Origin of the sequence: Leifsonia sp. McL0618, from assembly GCF_049994905.1 — a bacterium.
Lineage (GTDB): Bacteria > Actinomycetota > Actinomycetes > Actinomycetales > Microbacteriaceae > Diaminobutyricibacter.
Genome location: NZ_CP188258.1, coordinates 92,696 through 109,268 on the forward strand (window position 1 = coordinate 92,696; position 16,573 = coordinate 109,268).

Consider the following 16,573-nt stretch of genomic DNA (forward strand, 5'->3'; position numbering starts at 1 on the left):
CCCCGGACCAGCTTTTTGCAGTAACCCTTTGATCAGGAGTAGTACATGACATCGACCACCGACAGCCGGTTCCCCTTCCAGGACGTGACCTTGTCGCCCGAACAGCGCGCAGACGACCTGCTCAGCCGACTCTCGCTCGAGGACAAGGCCGGCCTGCTGTTTGTCGGTATCACCGTCTTCGGAGACCCGAAGGAGGCGAACACGATGTTCCAGGCACCGTCGCTCGAGTCGACGATTTCAAGGCTCCGGATCAACCACATCTACGTGATCGGCGACGCGGAATCCGCGCGCGAGTTCGCCCAATGGCACAACACCGCCCAGGACATCGCGGCGGGCGTCGGTTTCGGCATCCCGATCACCTTCGGCACCGACCCGCGGCACGGCTTCCATTTCAACCCCGGAGCGAGCGCCGCCGCCAAGGTGTTCTCCCAGTGGCCTGAGCACCTCGGGTTCGGAGCGCTGCGCTCGGAAGAGCTGGTCGAGCGTTACGCCGAGATCATCCGTCGCGAATACTCTGCGGTGGGTCTGCGCCTCGCGCTGCACCCGCAGATCGACCTCGCGACTGAACCGCGCTGGGCCCGCCTCAACGCGACGTTCGGCGAAGACCCCGACCTCGTCGCGGGACTCGGTGCCGCGTACATCCGCGGCTTGCAGGGACCCGCGCTCGGGACTGAGTCCGTCTCGGCGATGGCGAAACACTTCCCCGGTGGCGGCCCGCAGAAAGACGGCGAAGACCCCCATTTCGCCTACGGCAAGGAGCAGGTCTACCCAGGCGGCCGCTGGGACGACCACCTCAAGCCCTTCATCGCAGCCATCGAAGCCGGCGTCTCTCAAATGATGCCCTACTACGGCATGCCGGTCGGCACCGAGTACGAGGAGGTCGGCTTCGCATTCAACAAGGCCATCATCACCGACCTCCTGCGCACAAAGCTCGGCTTCGACGGCATCGTCTGCACCGACTTCGGTCTCGTCACCGACATGGAGATGTTCGGTGCCCCCTTCCCCGCGCGCGCCTGGGGTGTCGAGCAGCTTTCGACCCAGGAGCGCATCGCCCGCCTCTTCGACGCCGGCTGCGACCAACTCGGCGGGGAGTTCTGCGCCCCCGAGCTCGTCTCCACCGTCCGGAACGGCCTCCTCACTGAAGACCGCATCGACCAGTCCGCACGCCGCGTGCTGATCGAGAAGTTCACCCTCGGCCTGTTCGACAACCGCCACGTCGACGCGGACGCCGCCGAACTCACCGTCGCGACGGATGAGATGGTGCAAGCGGGAATCGACACGCAACAGGCATCGATGACCCTCCTCACGAACGGCTCCGCCGACGCCCCGGCCCTCCCGCTCCCCCGGGGCCTCAAGGTCTACGCGAAGAACATGGACGGCGCCGCGTTCGACGGCTGCGAGGTCGTCGACGACCCCTCAACAGCGGATGTCGCTGTGTTGCGAATCGCGGCCGCTTACGAACCCCGGACCACCGGCTTCGAACTCTTCATGCACGCCGGCAGCCTCGACTACACGGATGTCGAATGCGACGAGATCCTCGCCTTGTGCGCGACCGTGCCCACGATCCTTGTCGTGAACCTCGACCGGCCAGCAATCCTCACCCCGTTCGTCGACGCCGCGGCCGCGATCATCGCCGAATACGGGGCGACCGACCGGTCGGTCGCCGGCGTGCTGCTCGGCGACGCCGAACCCAAGGGTCAGCTCCCGATCGACCTGCCCCGCTCAATGGCCTCAGTCGTCGCCAACAAGTCGGACACCCCGTTCGACATGCCCGACGCACTTTTCCGTTTCGGACACGGGCTGCGCTACCGAGACTGAGATCCCGGTCTGGGTTGCTCCAGTGCGCTCTGGCGATAACGCAAGTCGACGCCTCGAATCCCTTTTTGTTTACCGGGATCGGCCGGCATCGCTGGAATGAAATTGCTCTTAGCCACAGCGGGTGCGGTCCACCTAGCTATGAATAAGCCGGGATGTGTGCACCGTGCGAGCCGCCTTTCGAGCCCTCGGCGTATACAGGTAGAGCGCCAGTTTGTGGCGCGTCGAAGGGAGTGACGATCATGCCAACCGAAATCGCCGAAGGCGGGCAGGCCACGATCGATGCGATGCAGCGAATGCGGGACGCGTCGTTGCCTGAGGAGGAACGTTTTACGTCGGACTTCACAGATCACGATCCGGCAGCCGGCCAACCCGTCGGCCCGACCGGGATGGCCTGGTTCTGGGAGCAGTTCGGTAAGGCCTTCACCGACCTCGATCGCGAGATCATCGAGACGATCGTGACGCCGACCAAGTTCATCACCATCATGAACCTGTCCGGTACGCACACGGGTGAATACCTCGGCCACGCTCCGACGGGAAAGCGGTTCACTGTGCGCAATGTACAAGTGGTCGGTTTCCGTGACGGCAAGATGTCCGACCGCTGGGGGTCGACCGACGAGCTCGGGATCCTGTTGCAACTCGGTCTCCTCTAGCCGGGGGCGATCGGCTCCGGGCGCAGGGTGTTCAGCCGGCGGCCCGGATTATTCCTCGCGCTTGGACTCGTCCTACGATGCCCTTGGCGAACTCGTTTGCCGCACCTACGCTGATTGAGCACACTGACGGTTGACCTCAGATCCCTTATGTCTACTGGGATCGACCGGTATCGCTGGAATGAAATCGCCCTTAGCCTGGAACGATTCTCGGAACGACCCAAAAGTGCCCAAGCAAACTCAAGGCCGACAGAAAAGCTGAAAGACCCCCGAACAGCGAAATTGGTGGCTTACAGGCAAGAACGGATGGGGTCGGGCGTGTCATGCTCGTCCTGCCCAGCCTGAGCGGGTCCAGAGGCCTTCGTCGGTGCTGAGCTGGGCGGTTCCGGCGCAGGCGCGGCGGCCGGCTGGATGAGCTGGTGGGCGTCTTGGATGGGGATCTCGTGCAGGGTGAGGAACCATTCGGCGGCGCGTTTCATGTGTGCTTCGCTCATGCTGCGGTGGTTGCGGAGGACGTGCCGGATGCGGTTGTCGATGCCGCCTTCCAGCGGGGATGGGGTGCGGGTGTTGCCGTAGTCCAAATAGGTGAAGAGCGCGCCGTCTCGGGTCAGCTTCCGAAGCAGCAGCCAGGCTTTGCGGAGCCGGTCGTGGCTGAACCAGAACCGGCCGTCGCGGATCGTGCGTTCCTTGGTGGTGAGGTGGCCGTGGGCGCGCCACCAGTATGCGCGGTTTCCAGAATTCGCTCGGATGACACCACGCCACCTGACGTCGCGCTCGGGGCAGCGTGAAGCAAGTTGCGGCCATAAGGTTTTAACTCTCTAGGCGTTTACGCACTATTATCAATCACGGGCGTCATAAAATGGCCGAAGCCTGAATGCAAACGATCAGCCAACGAAGGATTCTGCATTTTGTCGTACACAACGAAACGCCGACGCGTCGCTAGCGTCCTCGCGGCACTTTCACCACTTGAGCACTGACCGCGCTGCCCGCCTTGATTCTGAAGAGGTGACAGTGGAGATGGAAGCCCTCCGCAGTCAGTCGACGGCGCTTGATGGTGCCACCCGCAATGGCACCAATGAAGCAGGGAGCATAATGTCCGCAATCGAACGCCTGATCCTTCTTTTGATCGGGACGCTCGTTGGTTGCGCGCTCACTCTTGTCATCTTGGGATTGCCGCTCTGGGCGGATCAATCAAGGGTGGCGTCGAACTACTTCACCGCCGCATCGATCGTGGGCTTCATCGCCCTCGGGGGAGCTATCGCAGTGAGCGCGGCCAAACGGAAACGGCCTCCGGGAAACGACCCCAGACTCGGTGAACCCCCTCCCACCAACCGCCGTTGATGGAGCTTTCGAATGGGACGTCGGCCAATGTGGTTCGCCAAAACACGCCGAATGGATCGAGGACGTGGTGAACCTGTGAAGCTCTGGGATCGCATACTGCCCTTCTGCCGCCACAAATGGGAATGGGCGGTTGGCGGTGACGAGAACGGCTCAGGCTACGTCCGCCGCTGCGCCCGCTGCGGTATTGAGCTTCCAGAACAATAAAGAGACCGACGGGAGCGCGGCCTAACCGGCCTCGACGAGCCATTCGATCGCCGCGTCGCGAAAGTGCCGCGAGGTCGGCGCGTTGAAGTGATGCCGATCCGGGATGGCGAAGAAGTGACCGCGGGATGCGGCGTGAGCGAGGCGCTGTGAACGTTCGATGATCGCATCCTCAGTTCCGGTCGCGAACAGGATGGGCTGGCTCGGCGCCTGGGCGGGTGACGGTTCGGGGCCTCCCCGTATTCCCCTGACCAGGGCGACCAATGCGCGAAGGTCGTTGTTCGGCATTGCCGACGCCATCGTGAGGTAGGCGTTCGTGATCCGGTCGGTGACCGGGGCTCCCGTGTCGAGGAAGTCGAGCGCCTGGTCGGTGCGAAACCGGGTGAGCGGCTGACCGTCGGGTATTCCTCCCAGCACGGCCCGCGTGATCCGTTCGGGCGCGTCGATGGCAACCTGCCAGCCGACACGCGCGCCGAGCGAATAGCCGACGTAGTGGGTCTCGTCGATCAGGTAGGTGTCCAGGACGTTCAGGATGTCCTGGACAAGTCGGTCAAGGTTGTAGAGCGCCGGGTCGTGTGGCTTGTCGCTCGCCCCGTGGCCACGCTGGTCGACACCGATCACATGAAAGCCTGCCCGGGTCAGGTCGCGGGTCCACCCGGTTCGCATGAAGTTGAGGATCGCGCTCGATGCGAACCCGTGAACGACGATCACTGTGGGAGCATCCGGATCACCCCACTCGTAGGTGGCGAGTTTCAGGCCGTCGGATGACATGACCGCCCGCACGGGTGGCGGCTCAGGCAGTTTCACGATTCATAGTCTGCCGCCCTTCGCCTCTCTGCGGTTCTGCGGTGTCGTCGTGCGGTGTAGCGTGCGGGGGGAGGCGAGGCACCTGGCCGGCGCGGAGGGGAGCATCATGGAGGACCGCATCCCGGAGGACGGCATCTTCGGCGAGGACGAGATCGGAGAGGCCGACGCGGGGGAGACCCCGGGCTGGGTCGACCCCACGCTGGGGGAGGTCGACTACGCCCTCGACGACCCGATCGCGGAAAACGAGTTCGCCGACGAACTCGTCACCAACGACGCGGTGGCCGGCGAGACCATCTGGCCCGGCGCCGGCGGCCCGTTCGGCGGTGAACCCCGGGAGCCGGAGCCCATCCTGGACGAACACGAACGTGTGCTCGAGAGCGACCCGGAGGAAGCCGTCCTCACGCGGGAAGAGGCGGACGAAGAGGGCATTTGAGGGCACGCGCCGACGGAGATCAGGCCGCGAAGGCCTCGCCCACGTCGATCCAATAGTCAGCCCCGACGTAGGAGAAGTCTTCCAGGGTGACGCGTCCGCGCACGGCCGAGAAAGCGAAACGACCAGCAATCAACAGGGGTGGATTGGGATTTCCCCAATCAGGTAGTCTTGAAGGGTGACCGCGGAAATAGGACAGAGGGTACGCGCACGCATCCAGGAGAAGTTCCCTGGCAGCAAACAGGAGGAAATCGCCGAATCGATCGGGATGACTCCGGATGCTTTTTCGCGTGCATTGAATGGCAGACGAGGCTTCGCAGCCGTTGAGCTAGCTGCCATTTCGCAGCTATTGCAGTCGTCGATGTATTGGCTGACCACCGGCGCCCGAGATCCCCAAGAGCCGCGACTGGTCGCCCGACATTCGTATGATCATCTGACGGGGACGAGATGGGCGGACTGGGACGGTATTGGCGACGTTGTTTCGAATGTGCGGTTGGCTTATTCGCAAGTCCGGCTGCCGGAAGCATCGACTTTAACGATCCCAAGAGCAGCTGACGAAGTCAGAGAGTTGCTCGGTAACGGCTTTATCGCTGAGTTTGCAGATCGTGTTGAATCGCGAGCAGGTATCGACATCGTTCGGGTTGCTGGCATAGAAACTGCCTTGGCTCTTGTCATGGAACAGCGGCCGATCATCATGCTTGGCGAAACCGGAAACTGGTTCTACCAGAACTGGTCGCTGGCTCACGAGTTGGGCCATTTCGCACTTGGGCACGTTGGCACAGATCTCGGGGATGTCACCGAAACTACGGAGACAGATAGACAGGAGTTCGAGGCGAACGCATTCGCAGCCGAGCTTCTTCTTCCGGTCGACGAAATGATGGCGGTTGATTGGGACGCGATGTCTCCCGCCGAGCTTGCCTACCGACTATGGGAATGGGGAGTCTCGACTTCGACGCTTGCCAATAGATTGGACACACTAAATATCAAGCCGACGATTGAGATCGGTGGGCTTCTTGGTCTCAAGACGCAGACGGTCCTCCGCCGTTATTGGACGGGAAACGACGGTCTTGACGATCTGATCACGACTCGGATGGATCGCGCCGCGGTGCGGCGATTCCCAGTTGCTCTGCTGGCTGCGCATGTCGATGCAATCGGTGCAGGCACAGCGCCGAAGGCGACTTTGGCGTGGATGCTTGGGGTCGCCGAATCGGAGGTTGAAGTGGACGAGCCACCGGCTGAGTCTGAGGGAGACCTCGAGAAACTTGCCCGAGAGCTTGGCCTGCCGATCCCATCGTGACGACGTACTTCGTGCCGGACAACACCGTTCTGGTCAGACGTCCCAGCCTTCCACCGGCCCGGCCGCAGTACTATCGTCGGCTGTGGGCACGGCACATGCCCGACCTGTCCATGTGCGACGTGACCCTTCGAGGAAGAAGAAGCACGGCCATGAGCCTCACCGACGAGGCGCTGCGCGCCAACGCCACCATCGCCACCGACACCGATCCCGACCGCGCGAACCCGCCGGCCCCCCGAATCGCGATCGTCACCTGCGCGGATCCCCGACTCAGCGACATCGTGCGGATGCTCGGGCTGGCCGACGCCGACGTCGACATGATCAGGAACGTCGGCACTGTGATCGACGACGACTCGATCCGGTCGCTCGTCATCTCCACCCGGGTTCTGGGCACGCGGGAAATCATGATCATCAATCACGACGGCTGCGGGCTCACCACTTCGCGACGAGACGGGGATGGCGCCGATCGCGCCGGCCAGGTTCTACAGCTTCACCGACCCCGTGCAGAACACGAGGGAGCAGGTGCAGAAAGCCAGGTCGCATCCGTGGATCGCTGCGGATGTCTCGGTCAGGGGGTTCGTCTACGACCTGGCCTCTCGTCGGCTGAGTGAGGTACTCCCGCTCGAGTCCACCGACGCCGCGTCGGCTTAGCGCGGAGCCCGGTGATGCCGAGCCAGGCGATGCAGGACCTGCTGGAGTCGTTACGGGAGCGGCAGAAGTCGAGCGCCGACCTGCCCCAGGAGACGCTCGCGGAGGCCCGCGCGACCTTCGCCCCGGGCGGCCCCCTTCACGCGATTCCCGACGATGTGCTGGTGAGCGAAGTATCGGCAGGTGGGGTGCCGGGGTATTGGCTGGATGCTCCGGATGCGGCTGCAGACCGGGTGCTCCTGTTCCTGCACGGCGGCGGGTATCAGTTCGGTTCCCTGCGCAGTGACGGAGAATTGGCTGCCCGGCTGGGGCGCGCCAGTGGGATGCGCGTGCTGTTCGCCGAGTACCGGCTGGCTCCCGAGCATCCGTTTCCTGCGGCGATCGACGACGTGCTCGCCGTCTGGCGGTGGCTGCGCGTCGAGCAACGCATGAGCGCACAGTCCCTGGCAGTGGTGGGCGACTCGGCCGGGGGAGGACTCACCGTCGCCCTGCTGGTGGCGACGCGCGACGCCGGCGACGATTTGCCTGCTGCGGCGGTACTGATGTCCCCGACGGTGGACCTGACCAGTTCTGGAGCGTCCATGACCGATCGTGTGGATCAGGACCCGATCTCCACCCCGGCGCTGCTGCGCCAGCTGGCTTCCGACTACCTGGCCGGTGCCGACCCGAAGACGTCGCTGGCGTCACCGCTGTTCGCGCCGCTCCCCGGCCTGCCGCCCTTGCTCATCCAGGTGGGAACAGCCGACCTCCTTCTCAGCGACGCCGAACGCCTCGCGAAGGCGGCAAGCGAGGCGGGAGTGGATGTTCGGCTCGAGATCGGCGAGGGTCTGCCTCACGTCTACCAGTTGATGCTCGGCACCCCTGAGGCCGCCGAAGCGACGGAGCGGATCGGGACGTTCCTTCGGGAGCGCGTTCCGCCTCAGTAGCCGGCAGCCTGGTCCTGATCGGCCTGGAGGTCACAGTCTCAGCCGGCACGGAAGTGTGCTGTCTATACTCCTGTGCGGATGATGTTCCGGAAACCCAGACACAGACACGGACGGTCAGCAACGCGCGGACCGGTGTTCGGCGTGGCGGCCTCCCTGGCGTTGGTTGCCGCCGTCGGCGTCATTGTCAGTGCGTTCCTGCTGCCCGCGGGGCTGTCCGGGCAGAATGTGCCGGCCGCGCATCCGCCGGCGTCATCGCCTTCCACCGCGCCCACCGGTTCGAACACCGGCAGGAGCGTGCCGCAAGACCCGGCACCCGCAGTTCCCATTGTTCTGACCCCACCGAGTCGACCTGCGGCGCCCGTCCCGGCGCCCGCGCCTGCCCCCGCCCCACCAGGTAACCCTTCTCCGTCTGCGACGCCGAGTACGAGCCCGACGTCGGCGCCGCCGGGGCATAGCGCAACGGCACCAGGAAAGACGAAACGGCCACCGTCGCCCCCCAAGACCTCCGACGTCCTCTCCGGGTCAGCACTGATCGGCGACCTCTCGTCCACGATCCTGCTCGCGCCGACCCTCCCCTGACCTATCCTCGGCGACGTGGAGTGGGGAGGCCGACCGGTCAGGAATGGGCGAACGAGGTCACCTGCGGTTCCGTATCGGTGCCGCTCACTCGGCATTCGATGACGACCTCGCTCGTGGCGCCGCCCTGGCTCACCTTCGCCGTGTAGCTGAAGTACCACTGATCGTTCTGGATGCTCTCATCCGTCTTGCCGAGCACCCATGCCGGGTTGTAGCCGTCGGGGAACTGCTTCTTCGCTGTATCGTCGCAGGCACGCTGGCCGGATGATGCCGTCAGCCCCTGAGAAGTGATCTCGTGACGCAGAGGGACGCCTATCGCCCTCGTCATCGCGCCGACGGCGACCAGCACGACGACCACCACGATGAGCCAGCCCCACCATGCGATTCGTCCCCACCACGGTTTCCGGGCCGCCTCGTCCACAGCATCAGGATACGCCGGGCTGCACGACGGCGGCCGAGCATTTTCGAAGCCTTGCAGGCGGTTTTCGGGTCACCGCGTCAGTGTGATTCCCGGCTGACCGCCGACCCGCTGCCGCCGCGCAGGAAGTCGAGGTCGGCTCCGGTGTCCGCCTGCCCGACGTGGTCGACGTAGAGCCGCTCCCACCCTCGGCGCGGGTTCGCGAACGCATCGACCATCGCCGGGTTGGGCGTGCGGGCGGCGAGTTCGTCGGGCGTGAGTTCGACGTCGAGTCGTCGCGCCCGCACGTCGAGGCTGATCCAGTCGCCGGTCTGCACGAGCCCGAACGGGCCGCCGGCCGCTGCTTCCGGAGTGACGTGAAGCACGACCGTTCCGTAGGCGGTGCCGCTCATGCGACCGTCGCAGATGCGCACCATGTCACGCACACCCTGCTCGAGCAGCTTCACGGGCAGCGGCAGGTTGGAGACCTCGGGCATGCCGGGGTAGCCCTTGGGGCCGCAGCCGCGAAGCACCAGCACGGTGTCGGCGTCGACGTCGAGGTCGGGGTCGTCGATGCGGGCGTGGAAGTCTTCGATGCTGTCGAACACGAGTGCGCGCCCGCGGTGTTTGAGCAGGTGGGGGGATGCGGCGGCCGGCTTGATGATCGCGCCGCCCGGTGCGAGGTTGCCGCGCAGCACCGCGATGCCGGCGTCACGCTGCAGCGGGTTGGAGCGCCGGGAGATGACCTTCTCATCCCAGATCGGAGCGTCGTCGAGGTAGTCGACCAGCGGCTTGCCGGTGATCGTGAGCGCGTCGGGGTCGAGCAGGTCGCGAACCTCGCGCAGCACCGAGAGCAGCCCGCCGGCCCGGTGGAAGTCTTCCATCAGGTAGTGGCCCGACGGCTGCAGGTTCACCAGCAACGGCACGGATGACCCGATCCGGTCGAAATCATCGACCGTGAGCTCGATTCCCAGGCGCCCGGCGATCGCCAGCAGGTGCACGACCGCGTTGGTCGACCCGCCGATCGCGGCCAGCGCGACGATCGCGTTGTGGAACGACCCCCGGGTGAGGAAGGTGCTCGGCCGCCGGTCGTCGGCGACGAGCTGCACCGCGAGCCGCCCGGTCAGCTGCGCCGACTCCAGCAGTCGCGCATCCGGTGCCGGTGTGCCCGCCAGGCCGGGCAGCACCGTGCCCAGGGCTTCAGCGACGAGCGCCATCGTGGATGCCGTGCCCATCGTGTTGCAGTGGCCGGCACTGCGGATCATCGACGACTCCGACCGCAGGAACTGCGCCTCGCTCAGCGTGCCCGCGCGCACCTCCTCGCTCAGCCGCCACACATCGGTGCCGCATCCCAGCGGTTCACCCCGGAACGTGCCGGTGAGCATGGGGCCGCCCGGCACGACGACAGCGGGCAGGTCGACGGATGCCGCAGCCATCAGCAGGGACGGGATCGTCTTGTCGCACCCACCCAGCAACACCACGCCGTCGATCGGGTTGGCGCGCAGCATCTCCTCGGTCGCCATCGCGGCCATGTTGCGCCAGAGCATCGCGGTCGGCCGAACCAGCGTCTCGCCGAGCGAGACCACCGGCAACTCGAGCGGGATGCCGCCGGCCTCGTAGATGCCGTTCTTCACCGACTGGGCCACCGTGTCGAGGTGTGCGTTGCACGGCGTCAGATCGGATGCCGTGTTCGCGATGGCGATCTGCGGTCGCCCTTCGAACGCATCCCCTGGCACGCCGCGGCGCATCCAGGCCCGGTGGATGTACGCATTACGCGCATCGCCGGAGTACCACTGGTTGCTTCGAAGCTCCATTGCTGGCGTCCATTTCGCGAGACGTTGGTCTACTGTGTGGAACGCGATGAACTCTACGACACAATCGATAGCGCCGCGCTGACCATGCGCGCCTTTGTGATCACAGCCCCGGGTGAGGCCGGTGTGTACGAGGTGGAGGCGCCGGTCGCGGCGCCCGGCGAGGTCGTGGTCGACGTCGAACGTGTCGGCGTCTGCGGCACCGATGTCGAGTTCTTCACCGGGCGCATGCAATACCTCGAAGACGGCCACGCTCACTACCCGATGCGCATCGGGCACGAATGGATGGGCACCGTCACGGCGGTCGGCGACGGTGTCGACCCCGAGTGGGTCGGGCTTCGCGTGACAGGCGACACCATGCTCGGATGCGGAGTCTGCCGGCGCTGCCTGTCCGGCTACCAGCACGTCTGCGAGTTCCGGCAGGAGGTGGGGATCCGCGGCGGCCGCGCCGGTGCGCTCGCCGAACAGCTGGCCGTGCCGGCGAGTTCGCTTCACCGGCTTCCCGACCGGTTGGATGCTGTGCTCGGTGCGCTTGTGGAGCCGGGCGGTAATGCGCTGCGTTCGGTGCAGGGCGCCGCCATCCACGAGGGGGACCGAGTGCTCGTGCTCGGGCCGGGCACCATCGGGCTCCTCGTCGGGATGTTCGCCCAGGCGGCCGGAGCCGACGTGCATGTGCTGGGCCGGTCGGCGAGATCACGGGAGTTTGCCGGGACGGTCGGTTTCGAGCACACGTGGACCGAGGACTCGCTGCCTGACGTTCCGTTCGACGCGGTGATCGACGCATCCAACGCCCCGGCCCTGCCCGCCAGGGCGCTCGACCTGGTCGAGCCCGGCCGCCGCGTCGTGTACGTCGGTCTCGCCGGCAGCCCGAGCCTGATCGACACGCGAACGCTGGCCCTCAAAGACGTGACCGCGGTCGGCGTGCTCAGTGCGTCACCCGGCCTCGCGGGCACGATCACCGCGTATGCGGAAGGCAGGGTCGACCCGCGACCGCTTGTCGCAGCGACCGTCGGCCTCGACGCCGTCGCCGACGTGCTCGGCGGGGGCCGCCCCGCCGGCGCCGGTGACGGGCCGAAGATCCACGTCGACCCGCGCAGAGGATGACCGCGTGAAAGACAGCGTGCGCCGGCCCTAGGCTGGGTGCGGTCAACTTTGCGGGAGAAGGTCTATGCGACGGGGAACCAACCTGCCGGCGGTCGGCACCTTCAACCACACGGTTGTGCTCGACGCCATCCGGCGGAACACGGAGCCCGTGAGTCGCAAGGAGATCTCGGCGACGACGGGCCTGGCTCTCCAGACCGTTCGCAACGCCGTCGAGAAGCTGCTGGCAGACGGTCTCATCACGGAGGCGGGGAAGCGCATCAACGGCCCGGGAAAGCCGGAGATGCTCTTCGAACTGAACTCGGAAGGCCGTTTCGCCCTGGGCGTGCACCTCGACCCGACGATCATCACTTACGTCGTGCTGGACCTCCGGGGCCGCATCGTCGCGGAGAGCATGATGCACATGCCGCCTGAGGGGGAGCCGGAAGAGATCATCGCGACCATCGGTGCCGCGCTCGACCGGCTCATCGACGATTCGGGCGTGGACCGCACGCGCATCCTCGGTATCGGCATCGCGACGCCGGGCCCTCTCGACCCGGCCAACGGGGTCATCCTCGACCCGCCGCTGCTTCCACGCTGGCGTAATGTTCCGGTTCGGGATGCCCTCAGCGCGGCCACCGGGTTCCCGGTCATTCTCGAGGGCGGCCCCACTGCGGCAGCGATCGCCGAGTTATGGCTCGGGGGAGCGGTCGCACACGACGACTTCGTGTTCTTCTTTCTCGGTTCCGGGATCGGGTTCGGCCTGGTGCTCGACGGCCAGGTGCGTCGAGGTTCGAGCGGGAACGCAGGATCGGGCGGAACCTTGTTCGTGCCGGTCGACGGACTCGGGGGCGGCCGTCGGGTGGACATGCTCGGCCGGCTCGCGACCCCGCAGTTCGTGGTCGCGCAGGCCGTCGCCGACGGCGTCGTCGACAAGCCGGTGCCCGAGAACGACACGACCGCGATCGAGCGCCAGTTCGACCGGCTCCTCGCCCTGGCGGATGGCGGCGACGGCGCGGCCGTCCGCATCCTCGATCGTGCAGCAGACCTCATCGCCACAGCACTCGTCAGCACAGTCAACGTGCTCGACATGGAGGAGATCATCTTCGGCGGCCCGTTCTGGGCCCGCGTCGAAGAACGGTTCCTTCCCAGGATTGCGGCGATCGTCGATCACTCGCCCGACCGTGAAACGCGTCATCCCATTCGCATGAGCAGTTCGAAGGTTCACGGGGATGTGGTGGCGATCGGGGCGGCGTGCCTGGTGCTCGACGACACCCTTTCACCGCGGCCGACCGACCTTCTGATCACCGTCTGATCACAGCCGATCATTCCGGTGCGTCATTTGTTGACGCGGACCCCGCCTCCACGTATGCTCACTTCAGCAATAAAAACATTGTTTGTTTATAATCACGAACAGACATCAAGAGAGATCGTCCACGTCATCAAGGAGGATGAAATTGCGTAAACCAATCACAGTTCTGGCGGCCGCAGCCGCCACCGTTGCGCTTGCAGGTGGTCTGTCGGGGTGCTCCACGACCGCCGCCGAGCCGGCCAACAAAGTGAGCCTGTCGTTCCTGACCTTTGAAACACCGTCGCTGACCGCGAAGTTCTGGGACACGTCGATCGCAGATGCCGCGAAGCAGGTGCCCGGCGTGACCGTCAAGAAGATCGTTTCTCCCGACGCCGACCGCACCGCGTACGCGAAGCAGCTCCAGGCGACCGGCCAGCTTCCGGACGTCCAGTCCTCGATCACTGTCGGCGACTTCACCGCCGCGGGCCTGTTGAAGCCGTTCCCGCAGAGCTGGCTGAACGAGAACTTCGTGCTCCCCAACGCCCAGGCCATCAAGGGCAAGACGTACGTTCCGCCGACCAACGCACAGCTGCTCCCGCTCGTCTACTACAACAAGGCGATCTTCGCGAAGAACAACATTGCACTGCCGACGAACTACGCGGAGTTCCTCACCGCGGTCAAGGCGCTCAAGGCCGCCGGCGTCACGCCCATCGAACTCGACGGCGCCGACCCGTGGGCGGCGAGCATGCCGCTGGTGGCTCTGGCCAGCGCGGACGTACTCGGAAGCAACCCCAGCTGGATCCAGGACCGGTACAAGGGCACGGTGAAATTCACCGACCCGCTGTTCACCGGAGCGATGCAGAAGGAGCTCGACCTGATCAAGATGGGCGCGTACAGCCCCACCGCCCTGTCGGTCGACTTCGCGACCGCGAACAAGGACTTCCTGGCCGGCAAGGCCGGCATGTACATCATGGGCAGCTGGTTCACCGGTACCGGTTACATGACCGTCGCCCAGTCCGACGCGTTCGGCGCCTTCCCGCTTCCCACTGACAGCGGAGAGCTCGTCGTGCCCGTCAACGTCGGAGGCACCACGTCGGTGGCGGCCAAGTCGCCGCACGCCGCCCAGGCCCTGGCGTTCGCCGAGGCGTGGTCGCTTTCGCCCAGCAGCATGAAGGCTCTCATCGAGTCCGACGGAGCGATGCCGATGATGAAGAAGACCCCGCTGAAGGACTACCACGCGACGGTCAGCACGCTCTTCACCGACACCTACAAGCTGATCACCGACAAGAACAAGAAGGTGTCGGCATTCGGATGGGTGAACAACGACGACACGCTGGCTCCCGGAATGAACGACGAGTTCTACGCCCTCTCCCAGGCCCTGTTCTCGAACAAGGACCTGCACAGTCAGCTGGCGAAGCTCGACGCCGACTGGGACAAGGCGACGAAGTAGCTCTTGATGCCTGATCCACTTCACGTTGGTGCCACGCGGGTCGTCCCCGTGGCACCAACGCGTCTTTCCTCCGCCCCACCGAAGAGGCTCACAGTGACGCGCAGATTCGCCCGGCGCCGCGTTCTCGGAATCGCGCCGCTCGCCTGGATCGCCATCCTGCTGTATGTGGCTTTCCTGCTCTACCCGCTCGTCAAGGGTGCGTTGATCAGCCTGACCGACGAGAACCCGCTGAACGCGCACAGCTCCTTCGTGGGGTTCGCGAACTACGCGGAACTGGTCACCGACACGCAGCTCCTGGCGAGCCTGCAGTTCACCATCGTCGTCGTCGTGGCGGTGACGATCGGAGCCAACACCCTCGGCCTGCTGTTCGCGCTGCTGCTGAATAAAGGGACGGCGCTCTTCCGCATCCTGAGGACCCTGATCTTCATTCCTCAGGTTCTCTCCGGTGTCATCGTCGCCTTCATCTGGCGAAGCATCCTCACCCAGGACGGCCTGCTGAACGTGGTGCTGCTGGACCTCCACATCATCCAGCAGCCGGTCTCGTGGCTCGGCACCCCGCAACTCGCGACCATGTCGGTGTCCGTCGTCGTGATCTGGATCACAACCGGGTTCGCAGCCGTCGTCTACAGCGCATCCCTCCAGTCCGTGCCCACGGAACTGTATGAGGCTGCGCGTGTCGACGGGGCGAGCGCGTTCGCCCGGTTCCGGCATGTGACGTGGCCGATGATCGCCCCCGGTGTGACCATCACCGTCGTGCTGTGCTTCATCACCACCTTCAAGCTGTACGACGTCATCGCCGTGCTCACCGGTGGCGGGCCCGCCGATTCGACGCGATCGACCGCCTTCTATGTCGTGCAGCAGGCGTTCACGTCGAACAGGTTCGGGTACTCGTCGGCGATCGCCATCGTCCTGTTCATCCTCACTGCCGTCGTCGCCTACGTCGCGACCGCATTGCTCCGTCGCCGGGAGGAACGGATATGAGACTCAGTGCACGCGGCAGGATGTTCGGCAAGGCCGGGCACGCGCTCGCCGCCTGGATCGCGACCCTGGCCTTCATCCTTCCCATCTACATCGCGCTCTCGAGCGCCTTCAAGACCCAGGCGCAGATCGTCGGCAACCCGTTGGCGCTCCCGATCCCGTTCACGTTCGACAACATCGTCGGCGCGCTCGCACGCCCCGACCACCTGGTTGTCAGCGGACTGATGAACTCGATCTTCGTCACGGCCGTCAGCCTGGTCATCCTCATTCCGTTGTCGTCCGCTCTGAGCTTCTACATCTCTGAGCGGGGACCGCTGCTGAAGAGCATCCTTCTGGGGGTGTTCGCTCTCGGGCTGATGATCCCGCCGCAGGTGGTGCTCCTGCCGATCGTGCAGCTGCTGCAGTCCATCGGTCTGGCGCACACCTACGTCGGGCTGATCCTCTCGAACGTCGGTGGCGGGTACCTGTCGTTCGCGGTGTTCGTCTACGTCGGATTCCTGCGCAGTGTGCCCAGGGAGATCATCGAAGCGGCTCGCGTCGAGGGCGCAACCGAGCTCCGCATCTGGTGGCGGATCGTGTTCCCGCTGGTGCGGCCTGCGACCGCCACGGTCGGCATCTTCCTGGCGCTCTGGATCTGGAACGACTTCCTGAACCCGCTGTTCATCCTCGGACCCCTCCAGGGCCAGACGATCACCACCGGGATCTACGCGTCGCTCGGCACCTACTCGACGGACTACGCGCAGCTCTTCGGCATCATGTTCCTCGCCGCCATCATCCCCATCGTCGGCTACCTGGCGACGCAGCGTGAGTTCATCCACGGCCTGCTCGCGGGCTCGTCCCGATGAGCGCGCAAAACGGTGCCGAACGTACCCACGAAC

At 65.3% G+C, this 16,573-nt stretch carries 16 protein-coding genes; 12 read left to right on the plus strand and 4 right to left on the minus strand.

Translation table 11 applies throughout. From position 1 onward, the window contains the following. Positions 1–45: 45 nt before the first annotated feature. Together ACPPVQ_RS00460 and ACPPVQ_RS00465 are read left to right on the plus strand one after the other, a co-directional pair. Positions 46–1,818, plus strand: coding sequence for a glycoside hydrolase family 3 protein (locus ACPPVQ_RS00460; RefSeq protein ID WP_426517500.1), 1,773 nt, complete (start codon positions 46–48; stop codon positions 1,816–1,818). 239 nt (positions 1,819–2,057) lie between these two features. Beyond that, on the plus strand, positions 2,058–2,468 hold the full coding sequence (locus ACPPVQ_RS00465; protein WP_426517502.1) for an ester cyclase: 411 nt from the start codon (positions 2,058–2,060) through the stop codon (positions 2,466–2,468). A gap of 287 nt (positions 2,469–2,755) precedes the next feature. On the opposite strand, the gene ACPPVQ_RS00470 is transcribed toward ACPPVQ_RS00465, so the two are convergent. After that, a complete protein-coding gene (locus ACPPVQ_RS00470) occupies positions 2,756–2,959 on the minus strand; it encodes a hypothetical protein (protein ID WP_426517504.1) in 204 nt (67 codons plus the stop codon). A 472-nt stretch (positions 2,960–3,431) separates the two neighbouring features. On the opposite strand from ACPPVQ_RS00470, the gene ACPPVQ_RS00475 reads away from it, so the two are divergent. Beyond that, a complete protein-coding gene (locus ACPPVQ_RS00475; RefSeq protein ID WP_426517506.1) occupies positions 3,432–3,806 on the plus strand; it encodes a hypothetical protein in 375 nt (124 codons plus the stop codon). Positions 3,807–4,031: 225 nt separating this feature from the next. Here ACPPVQ_RS00475 and ACPPVQ_RS00480 read toward each other — a convergent pair whose 3' ends face one another. Further along, complete coding sequence (locus ACPPVQ_RS00480; RefSeq protein WP_426517508.1) at positions 4,032–4,814, minus strand: alpha/beta fold hydrolase; 783 nt, start codon at positions 4,812–4,814, stop codon at positions 4,032–4,034. A gap of 106 nt (positions 4,815–4,920) precedes the next feature. Between ACPPVQ_RS00480 and ACPPVQ_RS00485 the strand changes: the two genes are divergently transcribed. The 4 genes from ACPPVQ_RS00485 to ACPPVQ_RS00500 all read left to right on the plus strand — a co-directional run bounded on the left by ACPPVQ_RS00485 (position 4,921) and on the right by ACPPVQ_RS00500 (position 8,112). Then, positions 4,921–5,247 (plus strand): hypothetical protein, encoded by a 327-nt coding sequence (locus ACPPVQ_RS00485; protein ID WP_426517510.1) that lies wholly within the window; start codon positions 4,921–4,923, stop codon positions 5,245–5,247. A gap of 175 nt (positions 5,248–5,422) precedes the next feature. Then, positions 5,423–6,541, plus strand: a complete 1,119-nt coding sequence (locus ACPPVQ_RS00490) for a helix-turn-helix domain-containing protein (RefSeq protein WP_426517512.1) — start codon at positions 5,423–5,425, stop codon at positions 6,539–6,541. A 149-nt stretch (positions 6,542–6,690) separates the two neighbouring features. Next, positions 6,691–7,149: a carbonic anhydrase gene (locus ACPPVQ_RS00495; RefSeq protein ID WP_426517514.1), complete on the plus strand. Its 459-nt coding sequence runs from the start codon at positions 6,691–6,693 to the stop codon at positions 7,147–7,149. Positions 7,150–7,203: 54 nt separating this feature from the next. Further along, positions 7,204–8,112 (plus strand): alpha/beta hydrolase, encoded by a 909-nt coding sequence (locus tag ACPPVQ_RS00500; protein WP_426517516.1) that lies wholly within the window; start codon positions 7,204–7,206, stop codon positions 8,110–8,112. 616 nt (positions 8,113–8,728) lie between these two features. Here the strand turns inward: ACPPVQ_RS00500 and ACPPVQ_RS00505 are convergent. Together ACPPVQ_RS00505 and ACPPVQ_RS00510 are read right to left on the minus strand one after the other, a co-directional pair. Further along, positions 8,729–9,109 carry a hypothetical protein gene (locus tag ACPPVQ_RS00505; protein WP_426517518.1) on the minus strand — a complete coding sequence of 127 codons (381 nt, stop codon included), beginning with the start codon at positions 9,107–9,109 and terminating at the stop codon, positions 8,729–8,731. 77 nt (positions 9,110–9,186) lie between these two features. After that, entirely contained in the window at positions 9,187–10,899 is a 1,713-nt protein-coding gene (locus tag ACPPVQ_RS00510; RefSeq protein ID WP_426517520.1) for an IlvD/Edd family dehydratase, read from the minus strand. Between the two features lie 36 nt (positions 10,900–10,935). Between ACPPVQ_RS00510 and ACPPVQ_RS00515 the strand changes: the two genes are divergently transcribed. The 5 genes from ACPPVQ_RS00515 to ACPPVQ_RS00535 all read left to right on the plus strand — a co-directional run bounded on the left by ACPPVQ_RS00515 (position 10,936) and on the right by ACPPVQ_RS00535 (position 16,540). Continuing rightward, entirely contained in the window at positions 10,936–12,000 is a 1,065-nt protein-coding gene (locus tag ACPPVQ_RS00515; protein WP_426517522.1) for a zinc-dependent alcohol dehydrogenase, read from the plus strand. Positions 12,001–12,064: 64 nt separating this feature from the next. After that, the gene (locus tag ACPPVQ_RS00520; RefSeq protein WP_426517524.1) at positions 12,065–13,291 is read left to right on the plus strand and encodes an ROK family protein; all 1,227 of its coding nucleotides are present in this window, start codon (positions 12,065–12,067) and stop codon (positions 13,289–13,291) included. 142 nt (positions 13,292–13,433) lie between these two features. Further along, positions 13,434–14,717, plus strand: coding sequence for an ABC transporter substrate-binding protein (locus ACPPVQ_RS00525; RefSeq protein ID WP_426517526.1), 1,284 nt, complete (start codon positions 13,434–13,436; stop codon positions 14,715–14,717). Positions 14,718–14,810: 93 nt separating this feature from the next. Then, on the plus strand, positions 14,811–15,698 hold the full coding sequence (locus ACPPVQ_RS00530; protein WP_426517528.1) for a carbohydrate ABC transporter permease: 888 nt from the start codon (positions 14,811–14,813) through the stop codon (positions 15,696–15,698). Next, positions 15,695–16,540: a carbohydrate ABC transporter permease gene (locus ACPPVQ_RS00535; RefSeq protein WP_426517530.1), complete on the plus strand. Its 846-nt coding sequence runs from the start codon at positions 15,695–15,697 to the stop codon at positions 16,538–16,540. Before ACPPVQ_RS00530 ends, ACPPVQ_RS00535 begins: the two co-directional genes overlap by 4 nt. Positions 16,541–16,573: the final 33 nt, after the last annotated feature.